The following is a 21677-nucleotide window of genomic DNA, read 5'->3' as shown; positions in this document are numbered from 1 at the left end:
AGGATTAACAGATTGGTTGGAGATACATAGTTGGTGTACTTATTGTATTTATAGGCGTGCTTGTTTTTTCTGCACCACATGCAATAGCGATTAATCTTAAAACACTACAAGGCGGTGTAGATTTAGATAAAATGGGAGATACTAATTATTTAATGGGATTGTTTGATTCTAATTTAAATTTAGTATTTGTAATGTTACCCTTTTTAGGCGGATTAATTTGCCTATTTGTGGCAGTAAAGTTTATTCATAAATTACCTTTATTAAAATTAACAACAACGCGAGCTACTATAGATTGGAAACGTATTATGTTCTCGTTTGTACTTTGGGGCGTGGTATCTTCTCTATTTATTTTAGTAGATTATGGTATTTCTCCGGAAGAATATATGTTTAATTTTCAATTAGATAAATTCTTAATACTTTTTGTAATAGCAGTTATTTTAGTGCCAATCCAGACCAGTTTCGAAGAGTATATTTTTAGAGGCTACTTAATGCAAGGTATTGTGTGATTTCAAAATCTAAACTCGTACCTTTAATTATAACTTCTTTAATTTTTGGAGGCTTGCATATTGCGAATCCAGAAGTAGAGAAATTAGGATATACCATAATGGTGTATTATATAGGTACCGGTTTGTTTTTAGGAATTTTAACGCTAATGGACGAAGGCATGGAGTTGTCGCTAGGTTTTCATGCCGCGAATAATTTCTTTACTGCATTACTAGTAACGTCTGATTGGAGTGCGCTTCAAACATATTCTATTTTTAAAGATATTTCTGAGCCAGGAAAAGCAAGTTTAGTAGAAATTTTTATTCCTGTGTTTGTCGTTTTTCCAATTTTACTTTTTATCTTTTCAAAGAAATATAAGTGGACAGATTGGAAAGATAAATTAACGGGACGTGTATTTCCGCCCATACCAGAACCTATTCTTGAAGGAATTGCAGATTCTGCTCTAAATGAAGACTAAAAAAAACTTAATTAAATTACTATAAATACCATTTATCATGATAACAGAAGTAGAAACTAAAATACCAACATATGATAAAATTCATTTAAAATTTAAACTGAATGGACGTTATTATGATTCTGAATCGTTAAGCGAAGTTGCGTATTGTTTTATTAAAGAAGGAGAGCCTCACCAAAAAACATTAGGAGATTTTTTACAAGCATGGTTAGATAAAAACGATTATGTAGAAGTGCAAACTTCGGGATCTATTGGAGCCCCTAAAATGATAAGGATTAAAAAACAAGCTATGGTTAGTTCTGCTATTGCTACAGGAAATGCATTTAATTTACGTCCTGGAGATAGCTTATTACACTGTTTACCTTTTAACTCTTTATTTCTGGTAGAATGATGTTGGTGCGTGCTATGATTTTAGGTTTAGAACTAGATGTGGTGCCACCAAAAATAAATCCAGTATTCGATTTAGATAAAACATACGATTTCTCTGCAATGATCCCGTTGCAAGCAGAAAATTTACTTTCAAAACTACACCATTTTAAAGCTTTAATTATTGGAGGAGCTGCGTCTCATAAATTACTAGAAGATATTCAGGGTATAGATACACAATGTTACTCTACGTATGGAATGACAGAAACAGTAAGTCATATTGCTTATAGAGCCTTAAATGGTCCTAATAAATCAGATTTTTATAAGGCAATGCCTAATGTAAAAGTATCTACAAACGATCAGGATTGTTTAGTACTTGAAGCCGATTATTTATTTAATGGTGCTTTTCAAACTAATGATGTTGCAATTATGCATTCTGAGAATGAATTTAAATTAATTGGTAGAATTGATAATGTGATTAATTCTGGAGGTTTAAAATTATTTGCAGAACAAATTGAAAAGCATTTAACAGGCGGAATCTCTGAACGTTTCTTTGTAGCTGGTCAAGCCGATGAAAAACTAGGAGAACGCTTAATTTTGGTTATTGAAGGTGAAGAAAAACCAATAGATTCTAAAATATATAAAGAACTTAAAAAGAATGAAATTCCTAAAGAAGTTTATTTTATTAAGAAGTTTATAGAAACACCAAACAGAAAAATACAACGTAAAAAAACATTAGAATTGCTTAAATAAGCAGTTGTTTATACAAAACAAAAAAGCCACTAATTCACGAATAATAATTGTGAATTAGTGGCTTTTTAATGTCTATTTCTAAGACTAATATTTACTTTTTAACAAAAGCTACACGTCTGTTATTTGCTTTTTCTTCTGGTGTACTATTGGTGTTTAAAGGGTCAGATTCTCCTTTACCAATAACATTTAATCTATCTGCTTTTATACCTTGATCTACAATGGCGTCTTTTACAGCATTTGCTCTATCTTTAGATAGTATTAAATTATTTGCGTTTGTACCATCGCTATCTGTATAGCCTATAATGTCAAATTTCCAATCTGCATTGTCTTGTAAAATACTCACCATTTGGTTAATAATTCCTAGAGAGGTATCTTTTATTACAGATTTACCGCTGTCAAAAACAATACCATTAGTTACATATTTTCCATCTGCAACAATTCTATTATACATTTCTCCGCCTCCATGAGCAATTCTAAAGTTTTTTACAGCTAAATAAGGTTGATTTTCAGCATGAGAATGACAAAGTAAACCTATACCAAAAACGGTTGGATCTAATCCTAAATTAGGGATGTTACTAATTCTTTTAGAGTCGTAATACAATTTAAATTTTCCTTTATAGTAAGATATGGCTATGTGGTGCCAAGCATTTTGTGTTCCAACAGAAGTCGTTTCAATTTTAAAATGTGAATTAGAAACATGACCATTTATATTATGTTTTGCTGTTATTTCCATTTCTACGTCTTCGTTTCTAAGAGTGGTATTAAAAAACAGATCATGTTTTGTATACCAAATTTGTAAATCGTCAAAATCAGGAATTAAAATATCATATTCTATTGTAAATTCATCACCTAAATAGTCTTTAGAGTTAAATAAAGGGGTAATTGTGTTTTGATTTTTAGCAAGTAATATAATTGCCTTTTCACCATTAATTTTTGCGACTTCTGCAGCACCTTCAACTAAGTCCCAACGAGAAGGAAATTCTCCAACCTGTTCAGATTTTAAATCATCGTAAAAAATAACATCTTCTCCAGGAACATAGCGATAATCTCTCCACAATTCTGGAGTGTCCAAACTGTTCTGTTTTTTTACTGTATTGTTGGTGTTCTCATCATTATTCTCAACACTTTCATTGTTATCTTCATCTTCATTGCTAGACGGGCTATCATCTCCGTTTACTGTTTTGTCTATTTCCTTTTCAGCACTTTTTACAATAGCATCTTCTGCTTTTTGTTTCAGTTTTTTCCATAATTGGGCGTTACAGCTTTCGGAAAATGCAAAAATCATTAGAACCGCAAGCAATAAGTTCGTTGTTTTTTTCATAATAAATTTATAATTGTTGTTGTGTAATTTAAAGTTGTGTACTTATTATACTTGTAAAATTCCCATATTAAATTTCTTTTCAATAGGCGCATGGTTTGCCGCTTCTATACCCATAGAAACCCAAGTTCTGGTGTCTAGAGGATCGATAATACCATCTGTCCAAAGTCGAGAAGCCGCATAAAAAGGAGACACTTGTTTGTCGTATTTTGATTTGATTTTATTAAATAATTCTGCTTCTTTTTCAGGAGTAATAGTTTCTCCTTTTGCTTTTAATGATGCTGTTTCTATTTGCAATAATACTTTTGCTGCAGAGTTCCCGCTCATTACGGCAAGTTCTGCACTTGGCCAAGCGACTATTAATCTTGGGTCATATGCTTTTCCGCACATGGCATAATTTCCGGCACCATAACTATTCCCTATAATAATAGTGAATTTAGGCACAACAGAATTGCTTACTGCATTTACCATTTTAGCACCATCTTTTATAATGCCACCATGTTCTGATTTAGAACCTACCATAAAACCAGTAACATCTTGTAGAAAGACTAATGGAATTTTTTTCTGATTACAATTGGCTATAAAACGTGTGGCTTTGTCTGCGCTATCATTATAAATAACACCTCCAAATTGCATTTCCCCTTGTTTTGTTTTCACTAACTGACGTTGATTTGCTACAATTCCAACAGCCCAACCATCTATTCTTGCATAAGCCGTAATTATTGTCTTACCAAAGCCTTCTTTATATTCTTCAAATTTAGAATCATCAACCAAGCGTTTAATGATCTCTTTCATATCGTATTGATCGGATCTGTTTTTAGGCAGAATACCGTAAATATCTTGAGGGTTTTCTTTTGGTTTTTTAGCATCTACACGATTAAATCCAGCCGTATCATAATCGCCAATTTTATCTATAATAAACTTAATTTTATCTAGAGCATCTTTATCATCTTTAGCTTTATAATCTGTTACTCCACTAATTTCGCAATGTGTTGTTGCTCCGCCTAAAGTTTCATTATCTATAGATTCTCCAATAGCAGCTTTTACTAAATAACTTCCAGCAAGAAAAATACTAGCTGTTTTATCTACAATTAAAGCTTCGTCACTCATAATTGGTAAATATGCACCACCAGCAACACAACTTCCCATAACAGCAGAGATTTGTGTAATTCCCATACTGCTCATAATCGCATTATTTCTAAATATGCGACCAAAATGTTCTTTATCTGGAAAAATTTCGTCTTGAAGTGGTAAATACACACCTGCACTATCTACTAAATAAATAATAGGTAATTTGTTTTCTATAGAAATTTCTTGAGCTCGTAAATTCTTTTTTCCTGTAATAGGAAACCAAGCTCCGGCTTTTACTGTAGCATCATTAGCAACCACAATACATTGTTTGCCGCTAACATACCCCATTTTTACAACGACACCTCCAGAAGGGCATCCGCCATGCTCTGTATACATGTCTTCTCCTGCAAATGTTCCGATTTCAATACTTTTAGATTTAGAATCTAATAAATAATCAATGCGTTCTCTAGCTGTAAGTTTGCCTTTACTGTGTAGTTTCTCTATGCGTTTTAATCCGCCGCCAAGGCTTACTTTTGCAAATCTTTTTCGAAGATCTGATACTAAAAGCTTATTGTAATCTTCGTTTTTATTGAAGTTAATGTCCATGTAGAAGAAATGAATTTGGTGTAAAAGTACGAAAGTTTAAAATATCTATTAAAAATTCGTAAAGCTGATTTATAATACAAGGAAATATATTCCTAGGTAAATATTATTTATTGTACATTTGTATTTAAATAACATTAATTATAAATGAAAAGAGATAAAATTATTTTTTACGTTGCAACAGGATTGTTAACATTAATACTATTGTTTTCTGTGAGCATGTACTTGTTTAAACACGATATGGTTTCACAAATGTTTATAGGATTAGGATATCCTGCTTATATAATTTATCCTTATGCAATTGCAAAATTATTAGGTGTATTTGCCCTTTGGAATCCTAAATTTAAAGTTTTAAAAGAGTGGGCGTATTCAGGATTTTTCTTTGCTTTTGTTTTAGCTTTTTTTGCACATATAATGAGTAATGATGGAGGAGAAATGACGGCATTTGTAGCATTAGTACTACTTATAATATCTTATATTTTTAATAAAAAAACACACCTTTAAAATGAAAAACATTATCGCATTTGCAGGAAGCAATAGTAAAGATTCTATAAATAAGCAATTGGCTACTTATGCTTCTGGTTTAGTAGAAAATACACAAATTACTATTTTAGATTTAAACGATTTTAATGTCCCACTTTATAGTGTAAATGTAGAGGCAGAATCTGGATTACCAGAGCAAGCAAAACGTTTAGTTGCTGCTATAAAGAATACAGACGGAATTATAATTTCGTTAGCAGAGCACAATGGAGCTTATACTGCGGTATTTAAAAATTTATTTGATTGGATGTCTAGAGTAGATCCTAAAACATTTCAAGGTAAACCTATGCTTTTAATGGCAACATCTCCAGGAGCTAGAGGTGGACTATCTGTTTTAGAAATTGCTAAAGACAGATTTCCGCGTCATGAAGCTAACATAAAAGGGACATTTTCTTTACCTTCTTTTTATGAGAATTTTACAGATGAAAAAATAAATAATCCAGAGCTAAATGCACTACTATTAAAAGTGGTAAAGCAATTTGAGGCAAGCTTATAAATAACTTAAATGATAACTAAATAGTATAAATATGTAAACTATGGGAGATTTTTCTAAAGATATTAATTCTACTTTTCCTAATAATAAAGTAAAAGCAATGCTAAATATAATCTATACTGCAAATTGGATTAGTAGTTATCAGAATTCATTTTTTAAGCCTTTTAAAATTTCGTCACAACAATACAATGTTTTAAGAATATTAAAAGGAGCAGACAAACCATTAAAAGTACAAACCATTAAAGAACGAATGGTAGAGCGGTCTCCAAATGCAACGCGTTTAATGGATAAATTATTTGCGAAAGATTTAATAGACCGTATACCTTGTCCTACAGATAGAAGAGTTGTTTTTATTAAAATTACAGAAAACGGATTACAAGTATTACAAGACATAGCTCAAGCTAACAGAGAAGATATATTAAAAAATTTGTCTGAAGCAGAAGCTATTCAATTAAGTGATTTATTAGATAAAATACGATGAGTTTAGTTGTTCCTTATATATAGGAATTAAATAATTTTAAAAAACACTCTAAAAAGCTTTACGATTAGGACTAAATTCAGACACAAAATTTAAATATCTTCTTATAAGTAAGTCTTACGGTTTTTTTAGTTTAGTTATTCATAGTATAATAAAGGGGATAAATTTTATGTTAAATACTAGAGATGCAATCAGGATTAGTAAAATAACACAGATAATTAATTAAATATTAGAAAATCGAGAGTACTTTTTAAAGAAGTTCTAATAAATTTATAAGAAAATTACTATATAATTCAGATTTCAAATGGTTATATAGCTTCATTATAGGTACTTTAAACTTATTATCGATTATTTAGACGTTTCAAAGTTTATATTTTAATGCAAATTAGGGTTTCTGTAAATTTGAATGCTATTAATACTATTGGATATGATACTAAAGAAAAAACTTTTATTAGTTTTATTTATTGCTTTTACTTTTGCAGCATATGCTCAAACTTCAGAGATTACAGATCTTAAAGATACTTCAGAAATTACAGAAATCACAGAACTAGACTCTACTAACGTAAGTTATTGGATGGTTGGAGTTGGTTTTAATATTGTAGATGATTCTGGTACCGCTTTTCAAGAGGTATTAGATGTTAGTGAAGCGTGGAACGCTGTACCTTATCCATCAAGAATAAGTATTGGAAGATATTTTAAGAGCGGATTAGGTTTAGAAGGTATCTTTGCATACAATAAATACAAAAAAGGTAAAGAAGTAGATAATTATGAACTTACAGAAGATGAAGACTATTTTTCTGCAGATTCAAGATTAAGCTACGATTTAAATAAAATTGTAGGAGAGACTGGATGGTTTGATCCTTATGTAGGAGTTGGTTTAGGGTTTACACGTGCTCATAATAACTCTCGTGGTACATATAATGGTGTAGTTGGGTTTAGAACTTGGATTACAGACCGTTTAGGGTTAGATTTTAATTCGTCTGGAAAATGGGCAATGAATCAAAATTTTAAAAACCATATACAACATGCTGTTGGTGTAGTTTATAAATTTGATATTGAAAAAGAATTAAGTAAAAAGGAAAAAGAAAAAGTTGCTTTTCTTGCTGAAATTGAAAAAGAAGAAACAAGAGTTGCAGACTCTATTGCAAGTGCAGATAAAGCAAAAGCAGATGCCGCTTTACTAGCAGCACAATTGGCTAAACAAAAAGCTGATGCAGCAGAACAAGAAAAATTGGCACAAGCTGAAAAAGAAAAATTAGAAGCTAAAAATAAAATACAAAGTGAAATAGATAATTTAGATAATCTATATTTTGCTTTTGATTCATCGCGTTTAAACCAAGATTCTAAAGAGATATTAAATGAGTTAGTTTTAATTTTAGATGAACATCCTGAAATGACAATAGAAATTACTTCTCATACAGATTCTAGAGGAACTACAGAATATAATCAAATACTTTCTGAAAAACGTTTAAAAAGCACCTTAGACTATTTATTTGAAAAAGGAATAGTGACTAATAGAATACAAGGAAGAGCTTTTGGAGAGACTCATTTACTTAATGAATGTGACGATAACACCAAATGTTCAGAGAGTAAACATAGAGAGAATAGACGAACTGAAATAAGTATAATTATGCTGTAATATTACAGTTTATAAAATAAAAAAAAACTCAGAATTAATAGAGTGAACCCAAAAGCTTAGACAAATTTATAATTAATTTTGATAATAATGAGCTCGATATTCGGTCGGGCTCATACCTTTTAAATTTAGTTTAATTCTTTCATTATTATAATACTTTATATACTCTTTTATATCACGCTTCAATTGCGTTATAGACTTATATTTATTTAGATAAAATAATTCAGATTTTAAAATACCAAAGAAGTTTTCTATTACCGCATTGTCTAAACAATTCCCTTTACGAGACATACTTTGAGTAATTCCATTTTCTTTTAATAGTCTTTGATACTGTTTCATTTGATATTGCCATCCTTGATCAGAATGCAATATTAAGTTTGGTTGATTAGGTATCTTTTTAAAAGACTTTTTTAACATCGTAACGACTTTTTTAAAATTTGGTTTTTCAGATAACTCATAACTTATTATTTCACCATTAAATAAATCAATTATAGGCGATAGATATAGTTTGTCCCCAAAGACTTTAAATTCGGTAATGTCGGTAGCCCATTTTCTATTTGGTTTTATAGCCTTAAAATTACGTTGTAAAATATTGGGAGCTGTTTCACCTATTTGTCCTTTATAGGATTGATATCTTTTAGCTCTTATAAGGCTTTTTAAACCTAATTGATGCATTAACTTAGATATGGTTTTGTGATTGATTATAAATCCTCTTTTATTAATCTCTAGAGTAATTCTTCTATAGCCATACCTGCCTTTATGACGATGGTAAATATTGCTAATTAATTGCTTTATCTCTTTATATTTATCGCTTAAATTATTTCTTTTTCGGTGGTAATAGTAACTGCTTCTTGCCATATTAGTATGTTTTAGTAATAGTTCTAAATCATACTTATGCCTTAATTCTGTTATGGCTTGAGCTTTTTGCTTTGCTCTTCTTGAATTAAGGCCTGAAACTTTTTTAGCAAGTCCAGTTCTGACCGTAAGGATTCATTTTCCAATAGAAGTTCCTCTTCTCTGGTTAAAGGTTTATTGGATTTCTTTTTTGCCTTTTTAAATTCCATCGCTTTTGGTTTTCCTCTAGTTTTATGGTTTAAGCCTTCTGCACCTAGCTTTTTGTAATTCTTCTGCCAATTCATAATTACAGATTTAGTAGGGATATTGAACTCCAAACAAGCTTGGCTAAAGGATAGTGAATCTTTGTTGATAGCTTCCAATACTTTTATTTTGAAAGGTAAACTATAGACTTTGTTTTTTCTTGGCAACAAAGCTTTTTTGCCATATTTTTCATAAAAACGAATCCAATCATGAAGTGTTGTATGATGACAACCATTTAATTTTGAAACAGCTTCTACTGTTTGATGATGATTTAAAACTTGCTTTACACAGCGAAGTTTGAAATCGTAATTGTACTTGACTTTTCTTCCCATAAAATTACACTTAAATAGTGTCTAACTTTTTGGGTTCAGTTCATAAACTCTTAGGTTTTTTTATGCATTAAAATTAAAGCGACTAATTTTTTATACGTTGTTTTCTTAGTATTAAAATCCCTATAGCAATTAATACACCACAAGTAGCCATTACTGCTCCAACCCAATCTGCATAGGTATATCCATATCCCATAGCAATAGGAATACCTGCAAAATATGCTCCAGATGCATTACCCAGATTAAATGCACTTTGGTTTAGTGAAGATCCTAAGGTTTCATAACCTTTAGAAGCATTAATTATAGCGACTTGAATAGGGGTAGATAAACAAAATGTTACAGCTCCAATTATAAAGGTCATAACTAAGACCATAACTTTATCTGATGCTAAAAAGGTGTTAAGCGATAAGCAAACAGCCATAGAACTTAATATTATAATGATTGCAACAATAGGGGAGAACTTCTCTACTAATTTAGCTCCTAAAAAGTTTCCGATAACCATACCTAATCCTGCTAAAATCATGGCAACAGGAACCATTTCTGCCGGATGTTTTGCGACATCTGTTATTAATGGGGCGATGTAACTATACCATGCAAAAAAGCCACCCGTTCCAATTGTTGTTAATAATATAATTAACCAAATTTCTATGCGTTTAAATATTTTTAAATCTTCGAGAAAATGCGTTTCCGAAGATTGTTTTAATGTTGGCATCCAAAATTTTATACTTAACACTACTAAAACCCCCACAAAACCAACTAATAAAAACGAAAGATTCCAACTAAAATGTTTTCCTAAATAAGTTCCTAAAGGTACTCCTAGTAGGTTTGCAAATGTTAATCCGCTAAACATGATGGCTATACCTTGAGCAGATTTTCCTTCTTTAGATAATTTTCCTGCAACAACAGCTCCAATTCCAAAAAAGGCACCGTGTGGTAAGCCGGATAAAAAGCGTAATACAATAAAAGAAGAATAGCCTGTTGCAAAAGAAGAAAGTGTATTAAATACCGTAAACCACATCATTAAGGCTAATAATACGCGATTTGCGGGCCATTTATTACCTATACTTGTTAGTATTGGTGCGCCAACAAAAACACCTAAGGCGTAGGCAGAAATAAAATGACCTGCTTGCGGAATTGTTATTTCAAATGCTGTTGCAATTTCTGGAAGTATTCCCATGATTACAAATTCTGTTAAACCAATCCCGAATCCACCAATAGCTAAAGATAAAAGTGCTTTATTCATAGTATAATCTTATTTGCTTTTTTAAGCCGACAAATGTAAGCTGACTTTTGTGTTCTTAGTGTCTTAATTCAGTAAAAAAATAGTTAAATCAAAACATTTCAATTAGAGTAAGATAGTTTTATAGAAGTTATAGTATTTAAGTTAATTCTATTCGTTTAAAACATATTAAAAAACGGAAATATAATTAGTGTTTGTGTGTAATGAATTCGTATTAGATTAATTAGTATTATATGTAGCACTTACATTATTATATTATTCATATTTAGTTAATGCAATCGATAACATTTTTGTCAAAGTATTAGTTTTTCTCGATTAACAACATTATTTTTACTAGACAAATTAACTAAGAATAATATTTAAAACTATTTTATGAAAACAACTCATGTTACAGAAAAACAGTCCAAGTACCGGTGGACGATAGTTGCAATGCTGTTCATGGCTACGGCCGTAAATTATTTAGACCGACAAGTACTTTCTCTAACCTGGAAAGACTTTATAGCTCCTGAATTTCATTGGACAGATAGCGATTACGGTACAATTACAGCTCTATTTTCGCTTTTTTACGCCATTAGTTTGCTCTTTGCAGGACGTTTAGTAGACTGGCTAGATACTAAGAAAGGATTTATGTTAGCCATTGGTGTTTGGTCTTTAGGAGCAATTTTACATGCCTTTTGTGGTATTGCCGCTTCTGGTATTTTAACAGGCCATTGGTTTGTTAGTTTTGAACAAGCAAGTCATTATATATCTCAAGTAGAAGACGTTTCTAGAGTCTTAAACGTGAGTATTGTACTTTTTATATTTGCACGTTTGGTTTTAGCCATTGGTGAAGCAGGTAATTTCCCTGCAGCGATTAAAACAACTGCAGAGTTTTTTCCTAAAAAGGATAGAGCTTACGCTACGAGTATATTTAATGCAGGAGCAACTGTAGGTGCATTAGCAGCACCATTAGTAATTCCTATATTAGCTAAAAAATTCGGATGGGAATCTGCGTTTATTGTTATTGGTGCTCTTGGTTTTATTTGGATGGGATGGTGGCAATTTGGGTATAAAAAACCTCACTTACACCCAAAAGTTAATGCTGCAGAATTAGAATATATTAATCAAGATGTAGAGCATGTTAGAAAAGATAATGAAGTTGGTAAAAAAGTGACTTTTAAACAACTCTTTAAATACAAACAAACTTGGGCTTTTGCTTTTGGTAAATTTATGACAGATGGTGTATGGTGGTTCTATTTATTCTGGACACCTGCTTATTTAAGTTCTGTTTATGGTATGGAATCTTCAGATCCTGTTGCACAATTTGCATTGTTTGTTTTATATGCCATTACATTATTATCTATTATTGGAGGATGGTTACCAACATATTTTGTCGATAAAAAAGGAATGAATCCATACGCAGGTCGTATGCGAGCTATGCTTATTTTTGCATTCTTTCCATTATTAGCTATTGTAGCACAGCCTTTAGGTCATGTATCTTATTGGTTTCCTGTAATTATTATTGGTATTGCCGGAGCAGCACATCAAGCTTGGTCTGCAAATATATTTACAACAGTGGGAGATATGTTCCCTAAATCTGCTATTGCAACAGTAACAGGTATTGGTGGTTTAGCAGGAGGTATAGGATCTACTTTTATTAATAAAGGGTCTGGTGTTTTATTTGATTATTCTGCAGAAACAAATATGAATTTTTTAGGGTACGAAGGTATTGAAGCTGGATACTTTATTGTTTTTACATTTTGTGCTGTGGCTTATTTAATTGGTTGGATTGTTATGAAAACTTTAGTACCAAAATATGCACCGATTACAGATTTAGAATAAAAGTTGTTCTATTTTTTAGAATGATTTATAATATATAAATGAGATTTCTTAATTTAAGGAGTCTCATTTTTTTTGGATGAATTTAAACGCGTTTTAGAAAAAGACTATCAGTTTATAATTTTAATACATTTTAGCAGGGATTTAATTGTAATAAATGACTTAATTATCATTTTAATCATAAGATATTGATTTAATAACACAATTTAAACAACATTGTTAATGCAAAATATTTATAATTACTACTAAAAATGCGATATTTGTATTTAAATACGCGCAAAGGATAGAAGTGGCATCCTTTTTTTATTGGTAACAATTAAAAAAAGATATAACGGATAGCCTGACATGTTTAGCTTTTTTTTGCTAAAGATGATGCGCACTAAAATAAGATTTACAAATTATGGCAATGAATAAGAATACGGTTTTAGCTTGGGCAACAACCATTATGATTGTAGTAGGATTAGGTTTAATTGCACTTGGTGCTTTTAGATATAACGATGTAGCAGGTTATGGATTTGCTGCTGTAGGAATTGGTTTTTTTGCTATTGCTTGGGTATTTAATGCATTAAAAGGGAGAGTATAATTATGAGTGACGATAAGAAAGTTATTTTTTCAATGTCTGGTTTAACCAAGACATTTCCTGGTGCTAACACACCAGTTTTAAAGAATATTTATTTAAGTTTTTTTTACGGAGCAAAAATTGGGATTTTAGGTCTTAATGGTTCTGGGAAATCTACTTTATTAAAGATTGTTGCAGGTCTTGATAAAAACTATCAAGGAGATGTTACATTTCTTCAAGATTATTCTGTAGGGTATTTAGAGCAAGAGCCAAAACTAGATCCAGATAAAACGGTAATGGAAATTGTACGTGAAGGTGCTGCCGAAACGGTTGCTATTCTTGATGAGTACAATAAAATTAATGACATGTTTGGGTTGGAAGAAGTGTATTCTGATGCAGATAAAATGGACAAGTTAATGGCGCGTCAGGCAGAACTTCAAGATCAGATTGATGCTTCGAATGCTTGGGAGTTAGATACCAAATTAGAAATTGCCATGGATGCTTTACGTACTCCAGAAGGTGATAAAAAAATAAGTGTACTTTCTGGAGGGGAACGCAGACGTGTAGCGCTTTGTCGTTTACTTTTAAAAGAACCAGATGTATTACTTTTAGATGAGCCTACCAACCATTTAGATGCAGAATCTGTGCATTGGTTAGAGCATCATTTAGCACAATATAAAGGAACTGTAATTGCAGTAACGCACGATAGATATTTCTTAGATAATGTTGCGGGTTGGATTTTAGAATTAGATAGAGGTGAAGGTATTCCTTGGAAAGGGAACTACTCGTCTTGGTTAGACCAAAAATCTAAACGTATGGCACAAGAAAGCAAAACAGCTTCTAAGCACCAGAAAACGTTAGAACGTGAATTAGATTGGGTACGTCAAGGAGCAAAAGGACGCCAAACCAAACAAAAGGCACGTTTAAAGAATTACGATAAATTAATGAGTCAAGACCAAAAACAACTTGACGAGAAATTAGAAATTTATATTCCTAACGGACCACGTTTAGGAACTAATGTTATTGAAGCTAAGGGTATTAGTAAAGGCTTTGATGATAAATTATTGTACGAAGATTTAAACTTTAATTTACCTCAAGCAGGAATTGTTGGAATTATTGGTCCCAATGGTGCTGGTAAAACAACCATTTTCAGAATGATTATGGGAGAGCAAGAACCTGATAAAGGATCTTTTGAACTTGGAGATACTGCTAAAATCGCTTATGTAGATCAGAGTCATACAAATATTGATCCTGAAAAAACAATTTGGCAAAACTTTAGTGACGAGCAAGAATTGGTTTTAATGGGCGGAAAAGAAGTAAATTCTAGAGCTTATTTAAGTCGTTTTAACTTCTCTGGAGGTGAACAAAATAAGAAGGTAAAGTTACTTTCTGGGGGTGAACGTAACCGTTTACATTTAGCAATGACGTTAAAAGAAGAAGGTAATGTATTGCTTTTAGATGAACCTACTAACGATTTGGATGTAAATACATTACGTGCATTAGAAGAAGGTTTGGAAAACTTTGCAGGTTGTGCCGTGGTAATTAGTCACGACAGATGGTTCTTAGATAGAATTTGTACGCATATATTAGCTTTTGAGGGAGATAGCCAAGTATATTTCTTTGAAGGAAGTTTTAGTGAATACGAAGAAAATAAGAAAAAACGTTTAGGTGGAGATTTAATGCCAAAACGTATCAAATACAAAAAATTAGTACGTTAATTATATTAACGCATTTCTATTATAAAAAAGAGCCTGCAAAATTTGCAGGCTCTTTTTGGTTTTTAGAAGTGTTACACATTAGTTGTTACTATATAAATGCCCTTCTGTAAAATCTTTATATTTTTTGTTTTTTTCGTCTGTTTCTAATACATCAGAATTAGCAAGACGTTCATTTTCTGCATTTAATTTCTGTGTTTTTCGCAATCCTATAATTAGTAAAACAAGAAAAACAGATACAATAAATAATAACCCGATAATGATTTCATTACCTTGAATTAACTGCATAACACGGTTAAGCAGCATTGATTGATACAATACAATTGACATGATAAGTTATATTTGTTAGACTAATAGCATTCCAAATATAAAATAAATATCAGTATTTACATAATTAGGTTGTTAATTTTTTGGGTACCAATCTAATAGCGTAACCTTAATACTCTTATTTTTAGCTTCAACCAGCTTTTTAAACAAGTTAACATCGCTAAAACCATCACTCCCTCTGTAGTGATATGGAATAACTTCTTTGGGTTTAAATTCTAATACAGCATCTGTAGCACTTTCCACCGTCATAGTATAAGGTAGGTTCATACAAACAAAAGCAATATCTATATTTTTTAAGTTACGCATTTCTGGAATGTCTTCAGTGTCGCCAGAAATATAAATTCGTTCATCATTATTATTTAAAACATAGCCGTTTCCTCTTCCTTTAGAATGGAATTTAAGTGCTTCTGGACGTAAGTTATACATAGGAATGGCTTCAATCTTAATATGCTCATACATTTCGGTTTCTCCATTACTAATAATTATAGTCTGTTTTTTAAGTGCTTCGGTAAGTTTGTCTGCAACGGCTTGTGGAGCCATAATTGTTGTCGTTGGTTTAATTACAGCTTCTAGAGTTTCAATATTTAAATGATCTCCATGAATATCTGTTATTAAAATAAGATTTGGGTCTTTTTGATTTGTAAATGCTTCTGCACCACCAACAGGATCTAGGTAAATAATTAGATCCTTTATCTCCATGATAAATGTAGCATGAGAAATGGGTATGATTTTAGTTTTAGTGTCTGCTTTAGTCGTTTCTATTTCAGATCCGTTTTTAGGTTGTGTAATAGGTTTAAAGCTATATAATGCGAAAGATGTTACTAATGTGGCAAATAAGACTATCTTTTTCATGATTTATAATGTTGTTTTTATATTATTAACTATTCTAAAATTAGAGCTTAAATTGGTATTAACTAAATCTTTTTTTCAAATCTTCTACAACCAATTCAATTTCTGAGTTTTTTTCCTTGTTTTCTAAGCGAATAGCTGGTACTTGTCTGACTTCGCAATCTTTAATGGCACAACGCTCGCAAGTCACACTTACATTTTGACTTTTAATTTTAGGATCATCTAAAAAGTTTAACTTCTTTTTTAGCTGCTTGTCAATTAATAAACCAATGCTAATGCTTCTATAATAACCTTCTTTAAACGGATCTTTGGTTGCTGATGATAATAGCAGATAACTGACATTATCACTCGGATAATTGGAAATTTGCATATCAAAAATATGGTCTTTATTATCCTTGTCTATTTCTTTTAAAACTTTTAAAGATACCCAGCGTCTGCAATAATGTTCATTACTTTCATTGGCATTAGGTGAATGCTGGTGAGATAAATGAAATTCTTTTTTAAGATGAAATCTTTCTGTTCCAGAACGATGCGTAAAGCGTAAAAAGAATAAGTTTTGAATGTTAAACTCTTTAGGTAGAATATTAGTTAAACGCTGATAAAATGATTCTGGAGATGCATTAAATGAATGTATAATATCTAGAAATAAAGATTCATCAAAGGTGTTTTTACTAAATAAATCTGTCAGTTTATCTGTTAAGATAGCTTTTGGTAAAATTAACGCACCTGCAAAATATGAAGCATAGAAATTATTAAGGACCTGATCAAAATTTTCAAATTTAATCCATGAAAACGTATAAAGACGTTCTTTATATTCTAAATAATTGTAAGCTAATTCTTTGGCGTATATAAATGTACGTTGTGCTTCGTCCATTCTACTGGCAAGTAATAATGTTTTTGTTTTAGGAATAAAAACGGAACGTAAAGTATCTAAAGCCTGGTGGTTATCAAGTTCAGAATGATTAATAGTGTATCCAAACTCTTCTATAAGAATTTCTTGTAATTCTTTAGATGTTACTGTTTCGTCTAAGTTTATATGATATGCTTTTGCAAAAGCGAGTACACTTTGTTCTATGTCGTCAAAATAATTATTATTTGCTTCCTGAAAAGAGCGCACAGAGGCGAGGTAGAAACTTTCTTTAGTGAAATTATAATGTTGCGAAATTTTAATAATAGTACTAATAAATGCATTCACTTTTGTAGGTGCATTAGCAACAATATCTATTAAATTACTTTCTTTAATTCCGAAGAGCTCTAAGGGCAGTTCTTTCAATATTTTAGATTGTAATAAATCTCCAATTGGTGCTAAATTCTTGTCTAATTTTAAAGATACCATCTGGTCGTATGGTATATCTAATTTATCTGCAAGCATTACAATTTTATCTGGTTTAGGGTATTTTTTTCCGTTTTCTATTTCGTTTAAATATGATTTAGATAAACCCGAAAGTTTAGACAAACCAAATAGAGATAATTTCTTGTCTACCCTGATCTGCTTTAGCTTTAAACCAAAAACAACTTTAATATAACTTTCTTCCATAATAACAAATATAAACTATTTTGCGAACACTTTAAATTTTGCGAAAATATTTATTTAGCGAACGTTCGCTTGTTTTATTAAAAACTTTGTTATATCATTGTTTTATAAAACAAACTACTATGGCACAGACAGTTATTGAAAAAACAAAAATTACGTTCTCTAATGATGTTAGTAATTACTATCCTGAAATTCTAACAGAAGAAGCGCTAGATTTTATAATAGCCCTTCACGAAAACTTTAATGAAGAGCGTTTGCAACTCCTGAAAAAACGTGTAAATCAGCAGAAAAAATTTGACGATAGGCAGTTTCCTAAATTCCCTAAGGAGACTAAATCTATCAGAGAATCTAATTGGACTGCAGGTAATATTCCGTTAGATCTTCAAGATAGACGTGTAGAAATTACAGGTCCCGTAGATCGGAAAATGATTATTAATGCGCTAAATTCTGGTGCCAAAACATTTATGGCGGATTTAGAAGATAGTAATGCACCAACTTGGCAAAATGCTATTGAAGGGCAACAAAATTTAATTGATGCAAATAATAAAACCATTACTCTTGAAGATGTTAAACGTGGAAAATCATATCAACTAAAACCAGAAACGGCAGTTTTATTAGTTAGACCAAGAGGTTTGCATTTAAACGAAAGACATATTATAATAAACGGTGTCGAAGCTTCCGGAAGTTTGGTAGATTTTGGATTGTATGTATTCCATAATACTCAAATTTTGTTAAAACATCATACAGCACCATATTTTTATCTTCCAAAATTAGAACATTATAAAGAGGCACGTTGGTGGAATAACGTTTTCAAATTTGCGGAAGATTATCTTGAAGTGCCACTAGGTACATTTAAAGCAACTGTGTTAATAGAAACTATAACAGCTAGTTTTCAGTTAGATGAAATTATTTATGAGCTTAAAGAACATATTGTAGGGTTAAATTGTGGACGTTGGGATTATATTTTTTCATATATCAAAAAATTTAGAAATCATAAAAATTTCGTAGTTCCAAATCGAGATCAAGTCACCATGACCACACCATTTATGGATGCGTATTCTAAATTGGTTATTCAGCGTTGCCATAAAAGAGGCATTTTAGCCATAGGAGGAATGGCTGCACAAATTCCTATTAAAAATGATGAAATTGCAAATGCAGCGGCTTTAGAAAAAGTAAGAAAAGATAAAGAGCGTGAAGTTAAAAATGGCCATGATGGTACATGGGTTGCTCATCCAGATTTAGTTGCTGTGGCCATGACCGAATTTAATACATACATGCCTGCACCTAACCAATTGCAGGTTTCCCGTGACGATGTTACTATTACCGAACAAGATTTAGTAGAGCTGCCTGAAGGAACTGTAACAGAAGCTGGAATAAGAAAAAATATTAATGTAGGAATTTTATATACCGAAGCGTGGTTAAGAGGGTATGGAGCTGTTGCGCTTTATAACTTAATGGAAGATGCGGCAACTGCAGAAATATCGAGAACACAAGTATGGCAATGGCTTAAGAACGAAGTGGTTTTAGAAGATGGTCGCATATTTAATTTAAAAATGTACACAGAGATCTTCAATGAGGAAGTAGAGAAACTCGTTTCTATTTATACAGAAGAAACCATTAAGGACACCAAGTTTGAGTTAGCTATTCAGTTATTTGATAAATCTGTGTTATCTCAAGAATTTGAAGAATTTTTAACGCTTTCTGCCTACAATTATCTTTAAACAAAACAATCCTGCGATTGCTACAACAATCAACAGGATCTAATTATTAATAATAAATAACGTATCACAAAATTATGAAAAATTTATCACAAACAAATTACCGCTCAGCATTAGAAACTGTAAAAAAATTAAAAGAAAAATACGGTAACACTTGGGATGCTATAAGTCCGGAAAGTGCTGCTAGAATGGTCACTCAAAATCGTTTTAAAACAGGCTTGGATATTGCAAAATATACAGCAGCTATAATGAGGAATGATATGGCAGAATACGATGCAGATTCTTCTAATTATACGCAATCTTTAGGATGCTGGCATGGTTTTGTTGCGCAACAAAATATAATTGCAGTGAAAAAGCATCATAAAACAACCAATAAAAAATATTTATACTTATCAGGTTGGATGGTCGCTGCCTTGCGTTCAGAATTTGGTCCGTTACCAGATCAATCTATGCATGAAAAAACATCTGTACCTGCTTTAATAAAAGAAATTTACGATTTTCTTCGTCAGGCAGATGCTATAGAATTAAACGACTTATTTAAACGTCTTGAAAAAGGTGAAGATGTGCAGAATGACATTGATAATTTTGAAACACATATTGTTCCTATTATCGCAGATATTGATGCTGGTTTCGGGAATGAAGAGGCTACTTATTTATTAACTAAGAAAATGATTGAGGCTGGAGCTTGTGCTATTCAAATTGAAAATCAGGTGTCTGATGCAAAACAATGCGGACATCAAGATGGGAAAGTAACGGTGCCTCATGAAGATTTTATTGCAAAAATTAATGCAATTAGGTATGCCTTTTTAGAATTGGGAGTAGATGATGGCATAATTGTAGCCAGAACAGACTCTGAAGGTGCAGGATTAACTCAAAAATTACCTGTAAGTAAAACACCTGGAGATTTAGCTTCTAAATATTTAAATTTTATTGAATGTGAAGATATTTCTATAGATGGAGCAAAAGAAGACGATGTGCTTTTAAAACGAGACGGAAAATTAGTTAGACCTGTACGATTAGCAAATGGTTTATATAAATTTAAAATGGGGTCTAATATAGATCGTGTGGTTTTAGATTGTATTACAAGTTTACAAAATGGAGCCGATTTATTATGGATTGAAACACCTACGCCTAATGTAAAGCAAATTGCATATATGGTTAATAGGGTTAAAGTTAATGTACCTAATGCAAAATTGGTTTATAATAATTCGCCATCGTTTAATTGGACTCTAAATTTCCGTAATCAAGCTTATGATGAAATGTTTGCTTCTGGAAAAATAATGACAGAGTACGATAAAAACAATTTAATGGATGTTGTGTATGATGGTTCTGAACTAAGTAGAATTGCAGATGAAAAAATTAGAACATTCCAAAGAGATGGTGCAAGGGAAGCAGGTATCTTTCATCATTTAATAACATTGCCTACATATCATACTACAGCGTTACATATGAACGATTTAACCAAAGGGTATTTTGCAGAAGATGGCATGTTGGCTTATGTAAAAGGGGTTCAGAGACAAGAAATACGTAAAGGCGTTTCTTGTTTAAAACATCAGCGTATGGCAGGTTCTGACTTAGGAGACGACCATAAATCGTTTTTTGCAGGAGAAAAGGCACTTAAAGCTGGTGGTGAAAATAATACAAGTAATCAGTTTGAGGGAAGCAAAGTGAAATCTGAAAGAGAACTTGTTCTTGATAAATAATTGTAAACAATCTTATTGTAAAGGCAACATGTAAGACTGTTGCCTTTATAATTATCATCTTTTCAAAAACCATAACCCTTTTAATTATGTTTACAACAGCAGATCTTTGTGATGCATATCAAGACGTAATAAGTTGTGTAAATCCCGTTTTTCGTTCTTATGGTGCTAAAAAATCATTTTATGGAAAAATCACAACATTAAAAATATTCGAAGACAACTCATTAGTAAGAAAACAATTAGAATTAGACGGTACAGGGAAAGTTCTTGTTATTGATGGAGGTGCATCGTTACGTTGTGCGTTAATTGGTGATCAATTAGCTCTGTTAGCTATACAAAATCACTGGAATGGCATTCTTGTAAATGGATGTATAAGAGATTCTCAATTAATACATACTATGAATATTGGTATTAGGGCATTAAATACGTCTCCTTTTAAAAGTATAAAACAAGACCAAGGAGAGATCTGTATTTCTGTTAAATTTGGAGGTGTTACTTTTAATCCAAACCAATATATTTATGTAGATTTAGATGGTATAATTGTTAGTGAACTTAATTTAATAAAATAATATAA

The 21677-nt window shown here is 31.5% G+C and carries 22 protein-coding genes; 14 read left to right on the top strand and 8 right to left on the bottom strand.

Translation table 11 applies throughout. The features are described 5' to 3' along the window. Positions 1 to 56: 56 nt before the first annotated feature. From GQR95_RS17130 to GQR95_RS12715, 4 genes are read left to right on the top strand one after another with little or no spacing between them, the layout of a single operon-like run. Entirely contained in the window at positions 57 to 506 is a 450-nt protein-coding gene (locus tag GQR95_RS17130; RefSeq protein WP_370514486.1) for a hypothetical protein, read from the top strand. After that, on the top strand, positions 503 to 961 hold the full coding sequence (locus tag GQR95_RS17125; protein WP_370514485.1) for a type II CAAX prenyl endopeptidase Rce1 family protein: 459 nt from the start codon (positions 503 to 505) through the stop codon (positions 959 to 961). Before GQR95_RS17130 ends, GQR95_RS17125 begins: the two co-directional genes overlap by 4 nt. 37 nt (positions 962 to 998) lie before the next feature. Further along, the gene (locus GQR95_RS17120) at positions 999 to 1349 is read left to right on the top strand and encodes a hypothetical protein (protein WP_370514484.1); all 351 of its coding nucleotides are present in this window, start codon (positions 999 to 1001) and stop codon (positions 1347 to 1349) included. Continuing rightward, positions 1346 to 2077, top strand: a complete 732-nt coding sequence (locus GQR95_RS12715) for a hypothetical protein (protein ID WP_370514483.1) — start codon at positions 1346 to 1348, stop codon at positions 2075 to 2077. The genes GQR95_RS17120 and GQR95_RS12715 overlap by 4 nt, the downstream gene beginning before the upstream one ends. A gap of 91 nt (positions 2078 to 2168) precedes the next feature. Here the strand turns inward: GQR95_RS12715 and GQR95_RS12710 are convergent, their stop codons facing one another. Both GQR95_RS12710 and GQR95_RS12705 read right to left on the bottom strand, forming a co-directional pair. Next, a complete protein-coding gene (locus GQR95_RS12710; protein ID WP_233265926.1) occupies positions 2169 to 3398 on the bottom strand; it encodes an OmpA family protein in 1230 nt (409 codons plus the stop codon). Positions 3399 to 3443: 45 nt separating this feature from the next. Further along, positions 3444 to 5072, bottom strand: coding sequence for an acyl-CoA carboxylase subunit beta (locus GQR95_RS12705; RefSeq protein ID WP_159023513.1), 1629 nt, complete (start codon positions 5070 to 5072; stop codon positions 3444 to 3446). Positions 5073 to 5216: 144 nt separating this feature from the next. Between GQR95_RS12705 and GQR95_RS12700 the strand changes: the two genes are divergently transcribed. The 4 genes from GQR95_RS12700 (at position 5217) to GQR95_RS12685 (ending at position 8219) form a co-directional block, all read left to right on the top strand. Next, positions 5217 to 5573: a DoxX family protein gene (locus tag GQR95_RS12700; protein WP_159023512.1), complete on the top strand. Its 357-nt coding sequence runs from the start codon at positions 5217 to 5219 to the stop codon at positions 5571 to 5573. Position 5574: 1 nt separating this feature from the next. Beyond that, positions 5575 to 6105, top strand: a complete 531-nt coding sequence (locus GQR95_RS12695) for an NADPH-dependent FMN reductase (RefSeq protein WP_159023511.1) — start codon at positions 5575 to 5577, stop codon at positions 6103 to 6105. A 40-nt stretch (positions 6106 to 6145) separates the two neighbouring features. Continuing rightward, the gene (locus GQR95_RS12690) at positions 6146 to 6583 is read left to right on the top strand and encodes a MarR family winged helix-turn-helix transcriptional regulator (RefSeq protein ID WP_159023510.1); all 438 of its coding nucleotides are present in this window, start codon (positions 6146 to 6148) and stop codon (positions 6581 to 6583) included. A gap of 424 nt (positions 6584 to 7007) precedes the next feature. Beyond that, positions 7008 to 8219, top strand: a complete 1212-nt coding sequence (locus tag GQR95_RS12685) for an OmpA family protein (RefSeq protein WP_159023509.1) — start codon at positions 7008 to 7010, stop codon at positions 8217 to 8219. Positions 8220 to 8291: 72 nt separating this feature from the next. Here GQR95_RS12685 and GQR95_RS12680 read toward each other — a convergent pair whose 3' ends face one another. The 3 genes from GQR95_RS12680 to GQR95_RS12670 form a co-directional block, all read right to left on the bottom strand. Next, positions 8292 to 9128 (bottom strand): IS3 family transposase, encoded by an 837-nt coding sequence (locus GQR95_RS12680; RefSeq protein WP_233266057.1) that lies wholly within the window; start codon positions 9126 to 9128, stop codon positions 8292 to 8294. Next, positions 9125 to 9646, bottom strand: a complete 522-nt coding sequence (locus GQR95_RS12675; RefSeq protein ID WP_159023508.1) for a helix-turn-helix domain-containing protein — start codon at positions 9644 to 9646, stop codon at positions 9125 to 9127. Before GQR95_RS12675 ends, GQR95_RS12680 begins: the two co-directional genes overlap by 4 nt. 82 nt (positions 9647 to 9728) lie before the next feature. Next, entirely contained in the window at positions 9729 to 10886 is a 1158-nt protein-coding gene (locus GQR95_RS12670; RefSeq protein WP_159023507.1) for an MFS transporter, read from the bottom strand. A gap of 369 nt (positions 10887 to 11255) precedes the next feature. On the opposite strand from GQR95_RS12670, the gene GQR95_RS12665 reads away from it, so the two are divergent. The 3 genes from GQR95_RS12665 to ettA all read left to right on the top strand — a co-directional run bounded on the left by GQR95_RS12665 (position 11256) and on the right by ettA (position 14978). Beyond that, positions 11256 to 12704, top strand: coding sequence for an MFS transporter (locus GQR95_RS12665; RefSeq protein WP_159023506.1), 1449 nt, complete (start codon positions 11256 to 11258; stop codon positions 12702 to 12704). Between the two features lie 403 nt (positions 12705 to 13107). Then, positions 13108 to 13284, top strand: coding sequence for a CAL67264 family membrane protein (locus GQR95_RS12660; protein ID WP_233266056.1), 177 nt, complete (start codon positions 13108 to 13110; stop codon positions 13282 to 13284). Between the two features lie 2 nt (positions 13285 to 13286). Next, positions 13287 to 14978 carry an energy-dependent translational throttle protein EttA gene (gene ettA, locus GQR95_RS12655; RefSeq protein ID WP_159023504.1) on the top strand — a complete coding sequence of 564 codons (1692 nt, stop codon included), beginning with the start codon at positions 13287 to 13289 and terminating at the stop codon, positions 14976 to 14978. Positions 14979 to 15056: 78 nt separating this feature from the next. On the opposite strand, the gene GQR95_RS12650 is transcribed toward ettA, so the two are convergent. The 3 genes from GQR95_RS12650 to GQR95_RS12640 all read right to left on the bottom strand — a co-directional run bounded on the left by GQR95_RS12650 (position 15057) and on the right by GQR95_RS12640 (position 17688). After that, on the bottom strand, positions 15057 to 15305 hold the full coding sequence (locus GQR95_RS12650) for a hypothetical protein (protein WP_159023503.1): 249 nt from the start codon (positions 15303 to 15305) through the stop codon (positions 15057 to 15059). A gap of 72 nt (positions 15306 to 15377) precedes the next feature. Continuing rightward, positions 15378 to 16154, bottom strand: coding sequence for an MBL fold metallo-hydrolase (locus GQR95_RS12645; RefSeq protein ID WP_159023502.1), 777 nt, complete (start codon positions 16152 to 16154; stop codon positions 15378 to 15380). Positions 16155 to 16212: 58 nt separating this feature from the next. Further along, positions 16213 to 17688 (bottom strand): helix-turn-helix domain-containing protein, encoded by a 1476-nt coding sequence (locus GQR95_RS12640; RefSeq protein WP_159023501.1) that lies wholly within the window; start codon positions 17686 to 17688, stop codon positions 16213 to 16215. 119 nt (positions 17689 to 17807) lie between these two features. Here GQR95_RS12640 and aceB point away from each other — a divergent pair, with 119 nt between their 5' ends. The 3 genes from aceB (at position 17808) to rraA (ending at position 21672) form a co-directional block, all read left to right on the top strand. Next, positions 17808 to 19406: a malate synthase A gene (gene aceB / locus GQR95_RS12635; protein WP_159023500.1), complete on the top strand. Its 1599-nt coding sequence runs from the start codon at positions 17808 to 17810 to the stop codon at positions 19404 to 19406. Between the two features lie 74 nt (positions 19407 to 19480). Continuing rightward, positions 19481 to 21106 carry an isocitrate lyase gene (locus GQR95_RS12630; protein ID WP_159023499.1) on the top strand — a complete coding sequence of 542 codons (1626 nt, stop codon included), beginning with the start codon at positions 19481 to 19483 and terminating at the stop codon, positions 21104 to 21106. A gap of 86 nt (positions 21107 to 21192) precedes the next feature. Continuing rightward, entirely contained in the window at positions 21193 to 21672 is a 480-nt protein-coding gene (gene rraA, locus GQR95_RS12625; protein ID WP_199269593.1) for a ribonuclease E activity regulator RraA, read from the top strand. Positions 21673 to 21677 lie beyond the last annotated feature (5 nt).

This window comes from Formosa sp. L2A11 (assembly GCF_009796865.1).
Taxonomy (GTDB): Bacteria; Bacteroidota; Bacteroidia; order Flavobacteriales; family Flavobacteriaceae; genus Formosa.
This window is presented reverse-complemented; position numbering and strand designations above follow the sequence as displayed.